Raw genomic sequence first — 14643 nt, 5'->3', positions numbered from 1 at the left:
AGGGCGGTTCGGCGAGGGGGCGGACGCCCAAGGAGAGAACGGCTCGTCGAGGGCGCGTTCGCAGAGGGGACGTGGGGCGGGGTCAGAGGAGTCGGCGCAGGCGGAGCAGGTCGCCGAAACTGGCGTCGATCTTCACGCGGCCGCCGAGGACCGCGCGGGCCAGGTCGAGCTGTCCGTCCACCAGCGCCACGAGGTCGTCGCTGACGATCGTCAGCTTGACGTCGGCGGGTTTGCCGTTCGCCGGTTGCGACTCCACGAACGGATCCAGGCCGTCGTGGTGCAGCCGCCCGTAGAAGGTCACATCGAGGTCCGAGACGCGGCAGCTGACCGTGCGCTCGACCACGTGCCTGGCCCGGTCCTCCGCGTCGATCTCGTCGAACTGGGCGACGAGCTTGACCAGTGCCGCCCGGCACTCCTCGACGCTTGCCATGATCGCTCCTTTCTGATCCCTTGACGATCCGTAGCGTTCCACACCGAGCGCCCTGTATGACCCTTCAACGTGTGACACGCCCGCCAAGGTCCCGCGCGCTCGCCCGAGGCGTTACCGTCGAGTCATGAGTGAGCTGCCAGAGGAGATCGGCGACGCGCGGGTGGACGCGGTTCTGGCCGGGCTGGACCGGCTGCCGGGCCTGCCGGTGAGCGATCACGTGGCGGTGTTCGAAGAGGCGTTCTCCGGGCTGGAGGCCGCGCTGGGCGCCGTGGACGCGCAGTGAGCCGCAGGATCCGGCTCGACAGCGAGCTGGTGCGGCGTGGCCTGGCCAGGTCCCGGGAGCAGGCGGCCCAGCTCATCGAGACGGGCCGCGTCACCGTCGGCGGGCGGCAGGCCGCCAAGCCGGCGACCCAGGTCGACACCGCCGCCGCCATCGTCGTGACGGAGTCGCAGGACGGCCCCGACTACGTCTCGCGCGGCGCCCACAAGCTCCTCGGCGCGCTCGACACGTTCAAGAGCCTCGCCGTGGAGGGGCGGCGCTGCCTGGACGCGGGCGCGTCCACCGGCGGGTTCACGGATGTGCTGCTGCGCCGGGGGGCGGCGCACGTGCTCGCGGTCGACGTCGGCTACGGCCAGCTGGCCTGGTCGCTGCGGACCGACGAGCGGGTCACGGTGATGGAGCGGGTCAACGTCCGCGACCTCACCCCGGACCTGGTCGGCGAGCCGCCCACGCTGGTCGTCGGCGACCTGTCGTTCATCTCGCTGCGCCTGGTGCTGCCCGCGCTGACGGCCGTCGCCGCGCCGGCCGCCGACTTCGTGCTGCTGGTCAAGCCGCAGTTCGAGGTGGGCAAGGACCTCGTCGGCGCGGGCGGCGTGGTGCGCGACCCCGAGCTGCGCGCCGGAGCGGTCCGCGAGGCCGCGGCCAGGGCCGTGGAGCTCGGGCTGACCGTGCGCGGCGTCACCTACAGCCCGCTGCCGGGGCCGTCGGGCAACGTCGAGTACCTGCTGTGGCTGGGCAAGGGGGAGGGCGAGCCGCCGGTCGCCGACCTCGAGGCCGAGATCCGGCGGGCCGTCGCGGAAGGGCCGCAATGAACAGGACCGTCCTGGTCACCGTGCACACCGGGCGCGAGGCCGCCGTCGACAGCGCCCGCCTGGTCATCCGCCGTCTACTCGGCGCCGGCCTGCGCGTGCGGGTCCTCGACGGAGAGGCCGGCGAGATCGGCGCCGAAGGCGTGGACGTGGTGCCGACCGAGCCGAGCGCCGCCAAGGACGCGGAGGTGATGATCGTGCTCGGCGGCGACGGGTCGCTGCTGCGCTCGGCCGAGCTGTCCAGGCCGACCCGCACCCCGCTGCTCGGCGTGAACCTCGGCCACGTCGGCTTCCTCGCCGAGGCGGAGGTCGCCGACCTGGCCGACGCCGTCGACAGCGTGGTGGCCGGCCGCTACGACGTCGAGGAGCGCATGACCGTCGACGTGCTGGCCCGGCAGAACGGCAACGTCATCGCCGACACCTGGGCGCTCAACGAGGTGAGCGTGGAGAAGCAGGAGCGCATGCTGGAGGTGGTCGCCGAGATCGACGGGCGGCCGCTGTCGCGCTGGGGCTGCGACGGCGTGATCTGCGCCACCCCGACCGGTTCCACCGCCTACGCGTTCTCCGCCGGCGGCCCGGTGGTCTGGCCGGAGGTCGAGGCGTTGCTCATGGTCCCGATCAGCGCGCACGCCCTGTTCGCCAGGCCGCTCGTCGTCTCCCCGCGCTCCACGCTGGCCGTCGAGATCCTGCCGGACACCCCCGGCGGGGTGCTGTGGTGCGACGGCCGCCGCCGTTTCGACCTGCCCTCCGGCAGCCGGGTCGAGGTGCGCCGGGGCGCCGAGCCGGTGCGGCTCGCCCGGCTGCACGGCGTGGAGAGCACCGGCGCGCCCTTCACGGACAGACTGGTCGCCAAGTTCGAACTACCCGTTCAGGGCTGGCGTGGGAGGGTGCGACCCTGAGTGAATTGAGGCAGCGAACACGTAGGATCGCATGCGCACACGTGTTCGGGCCGCGGCGCGGTTGATCGTAATCTCGCAAGTGACGGGAGTGGGCAGTGCGACCAAGGGTCGAGGAGGTCCGCATCCAGGGGCTCGGCGTCATCGACGAGGCCGTGCTGGAGCTTTCGCCGGGCTTCAACGTGGTGACGGGCGAGACCGGCGCGGGCAAGACGATGGTCGTCACGGGTCTCGGGCTGCTGTTCGGCGGCCGGGCCGACCCCTCCCGCGTCCGGCCGGGCGCCGACAAGGCGTCGGTGGAGGGCACGCTCGTCATCGAGCCGGGCGGCCGGGTGTCCCAGCAGGTCGAGGACGCCGGCGGTGAGATCGACGACGGCGAGCTCATCATCTCCCGCACGGTCTCCGCGGAGGGCCGCTCGCGGGCCTGGCTCGGCGGCCGGTCCGTGCCGGTCGGCACGCTGACCTACCTCGCCGACGACCTGGTGGCGGTGCACGGCCAGATGGACCAGCAGCGGCTGCTCCAGCCCGCCAGGCAGCGCGCCGCCCTCGACCGCTACGCCGGAAACGACCTGGTCAAGCCGCTGCGCGCCTACCAGCAGGCATACAAGCGCCACAAGCAGGTCGCCGCGCTGCTGGAGGAGCTGACCACCCGGGCCAGGGAGCGGGCGCAGGAGGCCGACCTGCTCAGATTCGGCCTGGAGGAGATCGAGAAGGTCGACCCCAAGCCCGGCGAGGACGCCGCGCTGCGCGAGGAGGAGGAGCGGCTCTCGCACGCCGACGCGCTGCGCACCGCCGCGACCGCCGCCCACACCGCGCTGCTCGGCGACCCCATGGAGGCCACCGGCGGGTCCCGCGACGTGATCTCCCTGCTGGGCGAGGCCCGCACGTCCGTCGAAGCGGTCCGCGACTACGACACCGCGCTCGCCGCCGTCGCCGACCGGCTGGCCGAGGCCGGCTACCTGATCTCCGACGTGGCCACCGACCTGGCCTCCTACGCCGAGTCGATCGAGTCTGACCCCGGCCGGCTGGCCGCCGTGCAGGAGCGCAGGTCCGTACTCACCGGTCTGATCCGCAAGTACGGCGAGGACAGCGCCGCGGTGCTGGCCTGGGCGCAGCAGTCGGCCGCCCGGCTGACCGAGCTGGAGGGCGACGACGAGCGCATCGGCGAGCTGGCGCGCGAGCACGAGGAGCTGACCGTCCGGCTGACCGAGCTGGCCACCGAGCTGACCCGGGTGCGCGAGGCCGCCGCCGAGCGGTTCGGCCAGGCCGTCACCGAGGAGCTGACCGCGCTGGCGATGCCGCATGCCCGGGTCGTGGTCCAGCTCACCCGGGCCGCCGACTTCGGCCCCGACGGGGTCGACGAGGTGGAGCTGCGCATGGCGGCTCACCCGGCCGCGCCGCCGCTGCCGCTGAACAAGGGCGCCTCCGGCGGCGAGCTGAGCCGGGTGATGCTCGCGATCGAGGTGGTGTTCGCCGGGGCCGACCCGGTGCCCACGTTCGTCTTCGACGAGGTGGACGCCGGCGTGGGCGGCAAGGCCGCGGTGGAGATCGGGCGCAGGCTGGCCAGGCTGGCCCGCACCGCGCAGGTGATCGTCGTCACCCACCTGCCGCAGGTCGCCGCCTTCGCCGACCAGCATCTGGTGGTGGAGAAGGCCGGCGACGGCAGTGTGGTGCGCAGCGGCGTGGTCACGCTCGACCATGAGGGCCGCGTGCGCGAACTGTCGCGCATGCTGGCGGGATTGGAAGACTCCGAACTGGGCAGAGCGCACGCGGAGGAACTTCTGGGGCTGGCGGCGGCCGACAGGTGATTCGGTGTGACATAGCGGACACGCCTGGTCATGCATGGCCTCCCAGGTCTTTTGCTCTGGCAGGATGGTCTTGATGAAGGTTCCGGGGAGCAGGATGCCGGGCCTCCGCGCGAGGAAGGCCAACGACCTTCCCGGCGTCACCGGGGTGGCGAGGATCGACCGCCGGACCAAGAGGCTCACCAAGCGCCTCCAGCCGGGAGAGATCGCCATCATCGACCATGTCGATGTCGACCGGGTCAGCGCGGAGGCACTCGTGGCGTGCGGGGCGGCGGGCGTGGTCGACGTCGCCGCGGGCATCAGCGGTCGCTACCCCAACCTGGGGCCGCAGATCATCGTCGAGGCCGGCATCCCGTTCGTCGACAACGCCAGCCAGGAGCTGTTCGAGCGTGTCAAGGACGGCGACGTGGTCCGGCTGCACGAGGGCATCGTCTATCTCGACGACGAGGCCGTCGGCAAGGGCGAGGTGCAGACCACCGAGACCGTCGAGGCGGCCATGGCCGAGGCCCGCGCCGGGCTGGCCGTGCAGATCGAGGCGTTCGCCGTCAACACGATGGAGTACGTCCGCGGCGAGGGCAAGCTGCTCATCGACGGCGTCGGCGTGCCCGAGATCCGGACGAAGATCGACGGCCGGCACGCGCTCATCGTGGTCCGCGGCTACCACTACAAGGAGGACATCGCCACCCTCCGGCCCTACCTGCGCGAGTACCGTCCCGTGCTGATCGGCGTCGACGGCGGGGCCGACGCGCTGCTGGAGGCCGGCTACCTGCCCGACGTGATCGTCGGCGACTTCGACTCGGTCTCCACCAAGGCGCTCACCTGCGGCGCCGAGCTGATCGTGCACGCCTACCGCGACGGCCGGGCCCCCGGTCTGGAGCGCGTCCACCAGCTCGGACTGGACGCGGTCGTCTTCCCCTCGACCGGCACCAGCGAGGACATCGCCATGCTGCTGGCCGACGAGAAGGGCGCCGAGCTGATCGTCGCCGTCGGCACGCACGGCACGCTGGAGGAGTTCCTCGACAAGGGCCGCTCCGGCATGGCCAGCACGTTTCTCACCCGCCTGCGCGTCGGCAGTAAACTCGTCGACGCGAAGGGCGTCAGCATGCTCTACCGGAGCCGCATCTCCACCTCCCAGCTGGTGCTCCTGGCGGTCACCGCGCTGGTGACCATGGGGGTCGCTCTCTCCGCATCACCGCTCGGCCAGATCTGGCTGAACGGCCTGCAAGACGTCTGGAACGCGTTCATCTTCTGGTTGGTCGGGCTCTTCTCGTGATCGATTTCCGCTATCACCTCATCTCCATCGTCGCCATCTTCCTGGCGCTGGCCGTCGGCATCGTGCTCGGCACGAACCTGCTGCAGGATCCCGCGATCAAGACGGCCAACGAGATGACCAGCCAGCTCACCCAGGACAAACAGGAGCTGCGCGGCCAGCTCGAGACGATGAAGGCGCGCGAGCAGGAGCACCAGGAGTTCGTCACCACCGTCACCCCGCAGCTCGTGCGGGAGAGCCTCGCGGGCGAGCAGGTGCTGATCGTCGAGGCGCCCGGGGCCGGCGCCACCTATCGCGAGGCCACCGAGCAGGTGCTCGCCGAGGCGGGGGCGAAGGTCACCGGCCGGCTCCTGCTGCTCGAGAAGTTCTTCGACCCCAAGAGCGCCGGCGTGCTCGACGGCCTGGTCAGCCAGCTGAAGCCCGCCGAGATGACCTTCCCCGACACGGCCACCGTGCACGACAAGGCCGCCGCACTGCTCGCCGCCACGCTCATGACCACCGACGCGGCCGCGGCCGGCACCCCCAGCGAGACCCTGGCCGCCGTCGTCGACGGCCTCCAGACCGGCGGGTTCGTCGACATCGACGGCGACGCGCTCAATCGCGCCACGCTCGCAGTCCTCTACGCGCCCGACGCTCCGTACGAGGGGGAGGACGCCGAGGGTCAGGCCGCGGCGCTCACCTCGGTGGCGGGCGGGCTGGACGCGGGCGGCAGGGGCGCGGTGCTGGCCGGCGCCGCGGCCACCTCGGCCGCGCCCGGCGGAGCCATCACCGCCCTGCGCGACGACGGCGAGATCGCCAAGCGGGTCTCTACCGTCGACAGCGCCGATATGCCTGAAGGCCAGATCGTGATCGTCTACGCTCTGCGAGAGCAAGTGAACGGAGGCGTGGGCCAGTACGGCACCGGCGCCGGAGCCGCCGCGTTCCAGCCCGTGCCGCCCACTCCGACCCCGTCGTCCACCGAGTCAGGGAGCTGACATGGCCCGTGGCCTGCTCTACGCCCTCGCGGGCGCCGCGATCGGCGCCGCCGCGGCCCGCGCCGCCTACGCCGCGCTCACCCGTACGCCCGGCGGCGCGCTCGACCCCGGCAGCCGCTGGACCCGCAAGAACCACCGCGGCGAGCCGATCACGCTCCTCGAAGGGCCCGCGTTCGTGGCCGGGGCGAGCGCCGCGGCCGCGCTGGCGCCCGGCCTGCCGGGCCGCGCGCGGGCGGCGGCGCTGCTGGCCGGGGCGGGCAGCGGCGCGCTCGGCGCCTATGACGACCTTTACGGCACCACCTCGTCCAAGGGCTTCAAAGGCCACCTGAGCGCGTTGGCCAGGGGCGAGGTCACCAGCGGCGCCGTCAAGATCCTCGGCATCGGCGCGACCGGGCTGGCCGCCGCGGCGCTCGTGTCCGACGGCCCGGCCGACACGCTCGTCAACGGCGCCGCCATCGCGGGCGCGGCCAACCTGGCCAACCTGTTCGACCTGCGCCCCGGCCGGGCGATCAAGGTCGGGCTGCTCACCGGAGGGCCGCTGCTGGCGGCGGCCGTCGCCGGAGACTCGCCCGCGACGGCGGCGCTGGCCGCCGTGCCGCTGGGCGCCGCGGCCGCGCTGCTTCCCGACGACCTGGGCGAGCGGGCCATGCTGGGCGACGCCGGGGCCAACGCGCTGGGCGCGCTGCTGGGCCTGGCCGCGGTGACCAGGCTCGGCCGTCCCGGCAGGCTCGTCCTGCTCGGCACCGTGGCCGCGCTCACCGCGGCCTCCGAGAAGGTCAGCTTCACCAAGGTCATCGCGGGCAACCAGGTGCTCAACCGGATCGACATGCTGGGCCGCCGCCCCGCCGACGCGTGACCCGTTGACCGAGCGCAAGGCGAGGCTGGCCCGTGGCGTGGCCGGCGGCGCGCTGCTCATCGGCGCGATCACCGTGCTGGCCCGCGTCACGGGCTTCGCCAAGCAGTACGCGCTCGCGCGCACCGTCGGCACCAACTGCCTGAGCGACGCGTACTTCACCGCCAACCAGATCCCGAACATCATCTTCGAGGTCGTGGTCGGCGGCGCGCTGGCCGGGATGGTCGTGCCGGTGCTCGCCGGGGCCGTGTCCGAAGGGGCCACGGCCAGGGCAGGCCGGATCGCCTCCGCGCTGCTCACCTGGGTGCTCGTGGTGCTCGTGCCGGTGGCGGTGCTCGTCGCGCTGCTCGCCGGACCGATCGTCGGGCTGTTCCCCATCGACGGCTGCGACCCGTCGGACGTACATGACGTCGCCACCCGCATGCTGGTGGTGTTCGCGCCGCAGATCCCGCTGTACGGCGTCGCGGTCGTGCTCTACGGCCTGCTGCAGGCGCACCACCGCTTCGCCTCGCCGGCGCTCGCGCCGCTCGTGTCGAGCATCGTCGTCATCGTCGCGTACCTGGTCTTCGTGCCCCTGAGCAGCGGGGCCGACGACCCGCTGCGGGTGCCGCCGCCGGCCGAACTGGCGCTGTCAGCAGGCACCAGCCTCGGCGTGCTCGCGCTCGTCCTCACCGTGATCGGGCCGACCGCCCGGCTCGGCGTGCGGTGGCGGCCCACGCTGCGCTTCCCCGACGGCGTGGCCGGGCAGGTGCGCAGGCTCGCGCTGGCCGGGATCGCCGGGCTGCTCGCCCAGCAGGCCGCCATGGTCGTGGTGCTGCTGCTGGCCAACACCGTGATCGGCGGAGGGGCCCTCACCGTCTACAACTACGCGTGGGCGATCTATCTGGTGCCGTACGCGGTGCTCGCCGTGCCGATCGCCACCAGCGCGTTCCCCCGGCTGTCCGCGCGGGCCGAAGCGGGGGAGGACGAGGAGTTCGCCCGGCTCGCCGCCGCCACCACGCGGGCGGTCGTGCTCGTGTCCGGGGTGGCCGCCGGGGTGCTGGCCGCCGCGTCCGCGCCGGGTGCGGCGGTGTTCCTGGCCGACAAGAGCCAGGTCGACCCGGCGGCGCTGGCGCGGGCCGTCGCGCTGTTCGCGCCCGGCCTGATCGGGTACGGGCTCATCGCCCACCTCAGCCGGGTCCTGTACGCGACCGGCAGGGCGCGGGGCGCCGCCGTGGGGACCGTCTGCGGCTGGGGGGTGACCATGGTGGCGCAGACCGCGTTCGCGCTGGCGCTGCCCGACGGGTGGCGGATCGGCGGGCTGGCGCTCGGCATGGCCGTCGGGATGACGGCCGGCGGGGCGCTCATGCTCTGGTACGTGGTCGCCGCGCGCGGCCGGACGGCGGTGGCCGGGCTCGGACGGGCGCTGGCCGCGGCCGTCGCGGGAGGTGTGGCCGGGTTCCTGGCGGGGGCGTGGGCGGCCTCGTGGATCGGGGCCGGGGGGGTGTGGGCGAACGTGGGTGTCACGCTGCTGGCCGCCGTGGCGGCGCTGGCGGTGGGCGGCGGCGTGGTGACGCTGGTCGACAGGGACGACGCCAGGGCGGTGGCCGGCGTCCTCGGCAGACGGTCGCCCGGCGGCTGAGGAAGCGGCGGATGCCGGTCGAGGTGCCGCTCGAGGTGCCGGTCGAGGTGTCGGTTCGGGTGAGAGGGGTTCGGGTGCGAGTGGCTTACGTGGTGGGCACCACCACCGGAGGCACCGGGCGGCACGTTCACATGCTGGCCGCCGGGCTGGCGCGGCGTGGTCACCGGGTGGTGGTCGCCGGGCCGCCGGAGGTCGAGGAGCAGTTCGGGTTCGGCGAGGCGGGGGCCCGGTTCGTCGAGGTCCCGGTGTCCGACCGGCCGCATCCGGTCAACGACGCGCGCGCGGTGCTGTCGGTCCGGCGGGCGATCCGCGGCGCCGACGTCGTGCACGCCCACGGCCTGCGGGCCGGCGCCCTGGCCGCCCTCGCCAGGCCGTGGCGCTCCCCGGGAGATCCGGGCCGGCCCGGGACGGGGGAGCGGCCGCTGCTCGTGGTGACGCTGCACAACGCGCTCACCGCCGGGGGGTTCGTCGGGGCCGTGTACGGGGTGCTGGAGCGGATCGTGGCCCGGCGGGCGGACCGGGTGCTGGTCGTCTCGCCCGACCTGGGGGAGCGGATGGGCGTGCTGGGGGCGCGGGACGTCCGGCCGGCCGTCGTGCCCGCGCCGCCGCTGCGGCAGGCCCGGCGGACGCCCGGCGAGGTGCGGGCCGATCTCGGGGCCGGGGACCGGCCGCTGGTGCTCACGGTCGCCAGGCTCGCCCAGCAGAAGGGCCTGGAGACGCTGCTCGACGCCGCCGCCGGGCCGTGGGAGAGTCCTGCGCCGCTGTTCGCGATCGCGGGGGAGGGCCCGCTCCGGGACGAGCTGGCGCGCCGCATCGCCGCCGAGCGGCTGCCCGTGGTGCTGCTCGGCCACCGGGACGACGTGCCCGACCTGCTCGCCGCCGCCACCGTCGCGGTCTGGGCCAGCCGGTGGGAAGGGCTGCCGCTGAGCGTCAGCGAGACGCTCAAGGCCGGCACGCCCGTGATCGCCACCGCTGTCGGCGGCGTGCCCGGTCTCGTCGGCGACGCCGGGATCCTCGTGCCCTACGGTGACCCGGCCGCGCTGCGCGCCGCCGTACGGAAACTGGTCGCCGACCCCGGTGAGGCGGAGCGGTGGGCGGCGGCGGCGGCCCGCCGGGGCGCCGAGTTGCCCGGAGAGGACGAAGCGGTGCGAAGCGCACTCGCGGCCTACGCCAGCTCTTGATCGTCGGGTGCGGACAATCTTCTGAGGCGTTCTCGTATACTGCGTGAGTTGGGGAGGGGAGTATCCCTTCGCGGCAGCCTCGTCATCACGGTCAGCCCCGATCCACGGGGCCCCCGGGGCTGCCGGTCCGCGGTTCGATGCGGGCGGGAGAGACCTCCGGCAGTCAGCCCTGCGTGCCGGAGGTATTGCAACGTGACCGAACCCTTGTGGGCATGGATCGTCGTGATCGGCGGGCTGCTGCTCGTCCTCGCCGTCGACCTGTGGATCGTCGACCGCGGCGAGGCCCGTGAGTTCTCCATGCGCCAGGCCGGCGGCTGGGTCAGCTTCTACGTGGCCCTGGCCGTGATCTTCGGCGTGGTCCTCTGGTTCACCTCGGGGCCGGAGAAGGCAGGGGAGTTCTTCGCCGGCTACATCACCGAGTACAGCCTGAGCGTCGACAACCTGTTCGTCTTCTTCATCATCATGAGCCGGTTCGCGGTGCCGAAGGCCTACCAGCACAAGGTGCTGCTCGTCGGCATCCTGCTCGCGCTGGTCATGCGCGGCATCTTCATCGCGCTCGGCGCCGCCGCGCTGGAGCGGTTCGGCTGGCTGTTCTACGTCTTCGGCGCCTTCCTGATCTACACGGCGGTCAACATCATCCGCCAGCACGTCAAGGGCGAGGCCGAGGAGATCAACGAGAACCTCCTGCTGCGCTGGGTGCGCCGGACCCTGCCCACCACCGAGGGCTACGTCGGCTCCAAGATCTCGGTGAAGATCGACGGCAAGCGCATGGTCACTCCCATGCTGATCGTCATGATCGCGATCGGCAGCACCGACCTGCTGTTCGCACTCGACTCGATTCCGGCGATTTTCGGGCTCACCACCGACCCGTTCATCGTCTTCACCGCCAACGCGTTCGCGCTGATGGGACTGCGTCAGCTCTACTTCCTGCTGGGCGGTCTGCTCCAGAAGCTCGTCTACATCAGCTACGGGCTCGCGTTCATCCTCGGTTTCATCGGGGTTAAGCTGGTTATGGAAGCTCTGCACTCCAGTGGAGTCTCCTGGGCGCCTCATATCCCCATCTGGGTGTCCCTCACCATCATCGGCTCCACGATGGTGATCACCACCGTGGCCAGCCTGATCAAGGCCCGCCTGGACACGCGCAAGAGTGTGGAACCCGCCTCGGAGCAGGTCTAGCTAAACGGCTTTCGAGGCGCTTTGCTTGGGTAGTCGTTGTCGTGTCATAGTTGCGGGTTCTGTACCATCACGGCAAAAGCGCTCCGTTCAGTCACCACCAAAGGTTGTACGTGTCAGACGATTCTGCTAAGTCGAGTTCGTTCAGGCTCGCACGCGGGGTCTCCCCGTGGCTCCTCCCGACGGCGGCCGCGGCGGCCGCCAGCGCGCTGCTGACGGGCCGGGACCGTCGGTGGGCGCTCGCGGCAGTGCCGCTGAGCGCCCTCACCGGCGGGATGCTCTGGTTCTTCCGCGATCCCGACCGCACGCTCGGCCAGGGGCGGATCCTGGCACCGGCCGACGGCGTCGTCCAGAGCGTCGACCCGTGGCCGGACGGCCGCACCCGTGTGGCTATCTTCATGAGCCCGCTGAACGTCCACGTCAACCGTGCACCTCTTGCGGGAAATGTCACCTCCGTGCAGCATGTGGCGGGTGGGTTCCTGCCGGCTTTCAACAAGGACAGCGACCAGAACGAGCGCGTGGTGTGGCATTTCGCGACCGCGCTCGGTGACGTCGAGATGGTGCAGATCGCGGGCGCGGTGGCGCGCAGGATCGTGCCGTACCTGACTGCCGGGGCGAAGGTCGCCCAGGGTGAGCGCATCGGGCTCATCCGGTTCGGTTCCAGGGTCGACATCTATCTTCCCGAAGGAATCTCCCCCGCGGTGTCCGTGGGGGAGAAGACGGTTGCGGGGGTGACCAGAATTGACCACGGCTGACGCCGGTGGCTGGCAGGCGGCTGAGGAGGAAGAACCTCGCGGCCCCGTCGGCAAGGCGTTCCGTCTGTCCGCCGCGGACTCGTTGTCGCTCGGCAACGCGCTCTGCGGCTTCCTCGCGGTGTGCGTGCTGGCCGCCTCGGCCATCAACTCGCTGCGTACCGACGGCGACTTCACGCCCGCCCCGAGCTACTTCGCGACCGCCGTGGTGCTGCTCCTCATCGGCGCCACCTGTGACCTTTTCGACGGCCTGGTGGCCCGGCGCTTCCGCGCCTCCGCGATGGGGGCCGAGCTCGACAACCTCGCCGATGTGATCAGCTTCGGGTTCGCGCCCGCGTTCATGGTCGTGATCTGGGGCGGGTTCACCTCGGAGGTGCCGTTCGCCGCCGTGGTCACCGCCGCGGCGGCGATGCTCGTCGCCGGCGTGGTCAGGCTGGCGCGGTTCGCCTGCGTCAAGACCAAGAGCGGCGACTTCATGGGGCTGCCCATCCCGATGGGCGCGATGACCGTGATCTCCATCGTCCTGCTGTTCGAGCCCAGCGTGTGGGCGCTGCTCGGCGTGCTCGGCGTCGCCTGGCTGATGGTCAGCCGTATCGAGTACCCCAAGCCCAAGGGGCAGCTCGCGGCGGTGGTGCTCGCCTGGATCATGGTGAACGTGGCGTTCCTGACCTTCTGGGTCGCCTGGCCCGAGGGCGGCGACATGCCGATCAAGATCGGCGCGGCCATGCAGATCGCCCTGGTCGCGGCGATCCCGCTGCGGATGCTGTTCTACAAGCGCGAGCTCCGGCGCGAGGCCACCCGCGTCGAGCAGTGACCCCGACACCGGGAAAGAGCGGACTTTCCCGGTGTCATCGGCTTTGATGAAGCCAGGCCGACGAGCCCGCCCGCGCGGCCGAGCGGATCGTGCGCGTCCTGTCGCGCCGCTGACCTACCAGCGCTGACCTACCAACGCTGACCTACCAGCCGCGGGCCTTCCACTCCGGCAGCGACGGGCGTTCGGCGCCCACGGTGGTGTCCTTGCCATGACCCGGGTAGACCCATGTCCGGTCCGGGAGCCGGTCGAAGATCCGCTCCACCACGTCGGCGTAGAGCTGGGCGAACCGCTCCGGGTCCTTCCAGGTGTTGCCCACGCCTCCGGGGAACAGCGAGTCGCCGGTGAACACGTGCACGTCGCCGGCGCCGTCGTCGTACAGCAGGGCGATCGAGCCCGGGGTGTGGCCGCGCAGGTGGATGACGTCGAGCGTGACCTCGCCGACCGGGATCCGGTCGCCGTGCTCGACCGTGCGGTCCACCGGCACGGGCAGGGCGGGCGCGTCCAGCGGATGCGCCACCACCTGGGCGCCGGTCACCTTGGTCACCTGCTCCAGCGCCTGCCAGTGGTCGCCGTGCTGGTGGGTGGTGACGACCGTGCTGACCGGCGCTTCGGCCATCAGGGCGAGCAGCCGGTCGGGCTCCGCGGCCGCGTCGATGAGCAGGCCCTCGCCCGTCGCCCGGCAGCGCAGCAGGTAGGCGTTGTTGTCGTAAGGGCCGACGGCGAGTTTGGAGATGCTCAGGCCGGTCAGCTCCCGCACGTCGGCGGGGCCGCCGACCTGGACGTCGCCGGTGTAGGTCATCAGTAGTCCTCCGGGGGCGTCGCGGGCAGGTCAGCGGGGGCGGTGCCGGTCAGCCACGGCGGTGGCGGCGGGACCGGCTCCCCCCCGGGCACCACCCTAACCCCATCGCCGGAGGACCTTCCGGTGAGCCATGCCAGCACGTCGGCGGGCGCTCCCTCCACCACGGGCCCGTCGCCGAGGCCGGACCACTCGTCCAGCGGCTCGCCCGCCGCGGAGACGAACCTGGCCCCGCTGATCGTGCTCCGCTCGTACGGCCACATGAGCAGGCAGGACTTCAGCTCCCTGGACACGAACGTCTCCGGCCAGTCGGCGGGGCCGTAGCCCGCGTTCAGGTCCACGTGGTGCACGCCGACCTCGCGCAGCCGTCTTACCAGGCAGTACCAGGCGGGATGGTACGGCGGGCGCAGGCCGCCGACCGGTGAGCGCCAGGCCTCCTCGGGCAGTGTCCGGACCGCGCGATCCAGGCGGGCGGCGCTGTCACGCAGGTCCACCACGTGCTCGGCCGCCGGACGGGCGGCTCCCGCCTCGATCCCGGCCTCGCGGTCCTCCTGGCTGGGGTACTGCGGGGTACGCACGCCCGTCCTGGCCCAGGTGAGCAGGTTGACGTGGCTGTCGGCGTTTCTGGCGAGGTGGGCCAGGACGTGGCCGCGGGTCCAGCCGGGGAGTAAGGACGGGGCCCGGACGTCGGCGTCGGTGAGAGAGGCGGCGGTGGCCAGGAGACGGGCCGTTTCGTCGGCCAGTTCGCGCTGCACGGCAGCAAGCACAGTCATGTCCTGAAATTTCATCATGGTGGGGTTCAGAGCAGCTCGCGGGCATAAAAGCGCAGGTCATCGAGTTGACAACGGAAGGCCCCCTGCCCGCTTCATGAAGGCCGTAACCTGAGAGGGACGGAATTCCGGCGGGCGACATCGGCCGGCCGGGATCGGCTCAACGAAACTGTCGGAGTCCCCGTCTACCATCCCCCGTGGACCTATCCGCCTTTCGAC

General features: G+C 72.2%; 15 protein-coding genes. 12 read left to right on the top strand and 3 right to left on the bottom strand.

Annotation, left to right across the window (positions count from 1 at the left end):
* Positions 1 to 82: 82 nt before the first annotated feature.
* Positions 83 to 430, bottom strand: coding sequence for an SCP2 sterol-binding domain-containing protein (locus tag ACQEUU_RS23915; RefSeq protein WP_433069534.1), 348 nt, complete (start codon positions 428 to 430; stop codon positions 83 to 85).
* 124 nt (positions 431 to 554) lie between these two features.
* Between ACQEUU_RS23915 and ACQEUU_RS23910 the strand changes: the two genes are divergently transcribed.
* The 12 genes from ACQEUU_RS23910 (at position 555) to pssA (ending at position 12858) form a co-directional block, all read left to right on the top strand.
* Positions 555 to 713: a hypothetical protein gene (locus ACQEUU_RS23910; RefSeq protein ID WP_270158651.1), complete on the top strand. Its 159-nt coding sequence runs from the start codon at positions 555 to 557 to the stop codon at positions 711 to 713.
* Positions 710 to 1522, top strand: coding sequence for a TlyA family RNA methyltransferase (locus ACQEUU_RS23905; RefSeq protein ID WP_433069531.1), 813 nt, complete (start codon positions 710 to 712; stop codon positions 1520 to 1522). Before ACQEUU_RS23910 ends, ACQEUU_RS23905 begins: the two co-directional genes overlap by 4 nt.
* Entirely contained in the window at positions 1519 to 2418 is a 900-nt protein-coding gene (locus ACQEUU_RS23900; protein WP_433069528.1) for an NAD kinase, read from the top strand. Before ACQEUU_RS23905 ends, ACQEUU_RS23900 begins: the two co-directional genes overlap by 4 nt.
* Positions 2419 to 2513: 95 nt before the next feature.
* The gene (gene recN, locus ACQEUU_RS23895) at positions 2514 to 4223 is read left to right on the top strand and encodes a DNA repair protein RecN (RefSeq protein WP_433069527.1); all 1710 of its coding nucleotides are present in this window, start codon (positions 2514 to 2516) and stop codon (positions 4221 to 4223) included.
* A gap of 73 nt (positions 4224 to 4296) precedes the next feature.
* Entirely contained in the window at positions 4297 to 5493 is a 1197-nt protein-coding gene (gene steA, locus ACQEUU_RS23890; RefSeq protein WP_433069525.1) for a putative cytokinetic ring protein SteA, read from the top strand.
* Positions 5490 to 6464, top strand: coding sequence for a copper transporter (locus ACQEUU_RS23885; RefSeq protein WP_433069522.1), 975 nt, complete (start codon positions 5490 to 5492; stop codon positions 6462 to 6464). The genes steA and ACQEUU_RS23885 overlap by 4 nt, the downstream gene beginning before the upstream one ends.
* A gap of 1 nt (position 6465) precedes the next feature.
* Positions 6466 to 7320: a hypothetical protein gene (locus ACQEUU_RS23880; protein ID WP_433069519.1), complete on the top strand. Its 855-nt coding sequence runs from the start codon at positions 6466 to 6468 to the stop codon at positions 7318 to 7320.
* A gap of 4 nt (positions 7321 to 7324) precedes the next feature.
* Positions 7325 to 8938 (top strand): murein biosynthesis integral membrane protein MurJ, encoded by a 1614-nt coding sequence (murJ, locus tag ACQEUU_RS23875; RefSeq protein WP_433069516.1) that lies wholly within the window; start codon positions 7325 to 7327, stop codon positions 8936 to 8938.
* Between the two features lie 74 nt (positions 8939 to 9012).
* Complete coding sequence (locus ACQEUU_RS23870; RefSeq protein WP_433069514.1) at positions 9013 to 10119, top strand: glycosyltransferase family 4 protein; 1107 nt, start codon at positions 9013 to 9015, stop codon at positions 10117 to 10119.
* Between the two features lie 192 nt (positions 10120 to 10311).
* Positions 10312 to 11295 carry a TerC family protein gene (locus tag ACQEUU_RS23865; protein WP_433069511.1) on the top strand — a complete coding sequence of 328 codons (984 nt, stop codon included), beginning with the start codon at positions 10312 to 10314 and terminating at the stop codon, positions 11293 to 11295.
* 110 nt (positions 11296 to 11405) lie between these two features.
* Positions 11406 to 12047 carry a phosphatidylserine decarboxylase gene (locus ACQEUU_RS23860; protein ID WP_433069508.1) on the top strand — a complete coding sequence of 214 codons (642 nt, stop codon included), beginning with the start codon at positions 11406 to 11408 and terminating at the stop codon, positions 12045 to 12047.
* A complete protein-coding gene (gene pssA, locus ACQEUU_RS23855) occupies positions 12034 to 12858 on the top strand; it encodes a CDP-diacylglycerol--serine O-phosphatidyltransferase (RefSeq protein ID WP_433069505.1) in 825 nt (274 codons plus the stop codon). The genes ACQEUU_RS23860 and pssA overlap by 14 nt, the downstream gene beginning before the upstream one ends.
* 142 nt (positions 12859 to 13000) lie before the next feature.
* Here pssA and ACQEUU_RS23850 read toward each other — a convergent pair whose 3' ends face one another.
* Together ACQEUU_RS23850 and ACQEUU_RS23845 are read right to left on the bottom strand one after the other, a co-directional pair.
* Positions 13001 to 13657: an MBL fold metallo-hydrolase gene (locus ACQEUU_RS23850; RefSeq protein WP_433069503.1), complete on the bottom strand. Its 657-nt coding sequence runs from the start codon at positions 13655 to 13657 to the stop codon at positions 13001 to 13003.
* Complete coding sequence (locus ACQEUU_RS23845) at positions 13657 to 14427, bottom strand: maleylpyruvate isomerase family mycothiol-dependent enzyme (protein ID WP_433069500.1); 771 nt, start codon at positions 14425 to 14427, stop codon at positions 13657 to 13659. Before ACQEUU_RS23845 ends, ACQEUU_RS23850 begins: the two co-directional genes overlap by 1 nt.
* Positions 14428 to 14643 lie beyond the last annotated feature (216 nt).

This window comes from Nonomuraea sp. CA-218870 (genome assembly GCF_050936535.1).
In the GTDB taxonomy this organism is placed as follows: Bacteria; Actinomycetota; Actinomycetes; order Streptosporangiales; family Streptosporangiaceae; genus Nonomuraea; species Nonomuraea corallina.
Note: the sequence above shows the minus strand (reverse complement) of the source record. Positions and strands in the feature narration are given on the sequence as shown.

What these genes read in the sequence shown, in the direction of transcription:
- ACQEUU_RS23880 (WP_433069519.1), top strand. Translation starts at nt 6,466, where the DNA reads ATGGCCCGTGGCCTGCTCTACGCCCTCGCGGGCGCCGCGATCGGCGCC.
- ACQEUU_RS23900 (WP_433069528.1), top strand. Translation starts at nt 1,519, where the DNA reads ATGAACAGGACCGTCCTGGTCACCGTGCACACCGGGCGCGAGGCCGCC.
- ACQEUU_RS23910 (WP_270158651.1), top strand. Translation starts at nt 555, where the DNA reads ATGAGTGAGCTGCCAGAGGAGATCGGCGACGCGCGGGTGGACGCGGTT.
- steA (WP_433069525.1), top strand. Translation starts at nt 4,297, where the DNA reads ATGAAGGTTCCGGGGAGCAGGATGCCGGGCCTCCGCGCGAGGAAGGCC.
- ACQEUU_RS23915 (WP_433069534.1), bottom strand. Translation starts at nt 430, where the DNA reads ATGGCAAGCGTCGAGGAGTGCCGGGCGGCACTGGTCAAGCTCGTCGCC.
- ACQEUU_RS23845 (WP_433069500.1), bottom strand. Translation starts at nt 14,427, where the DNA reads ATGACTGTGCTTGCTGCCGTGCAGCGCGAACTGGCCGACGAAACGGCC.
- ACQEUU_RS23850 (WP_433069503.1), bottom strand. Translation starts at nt 13,657, where the DNA reads ATGACCTACACCGGCGACGTCCAGGTCGGCGGCCCCGCCGACGTGCGG.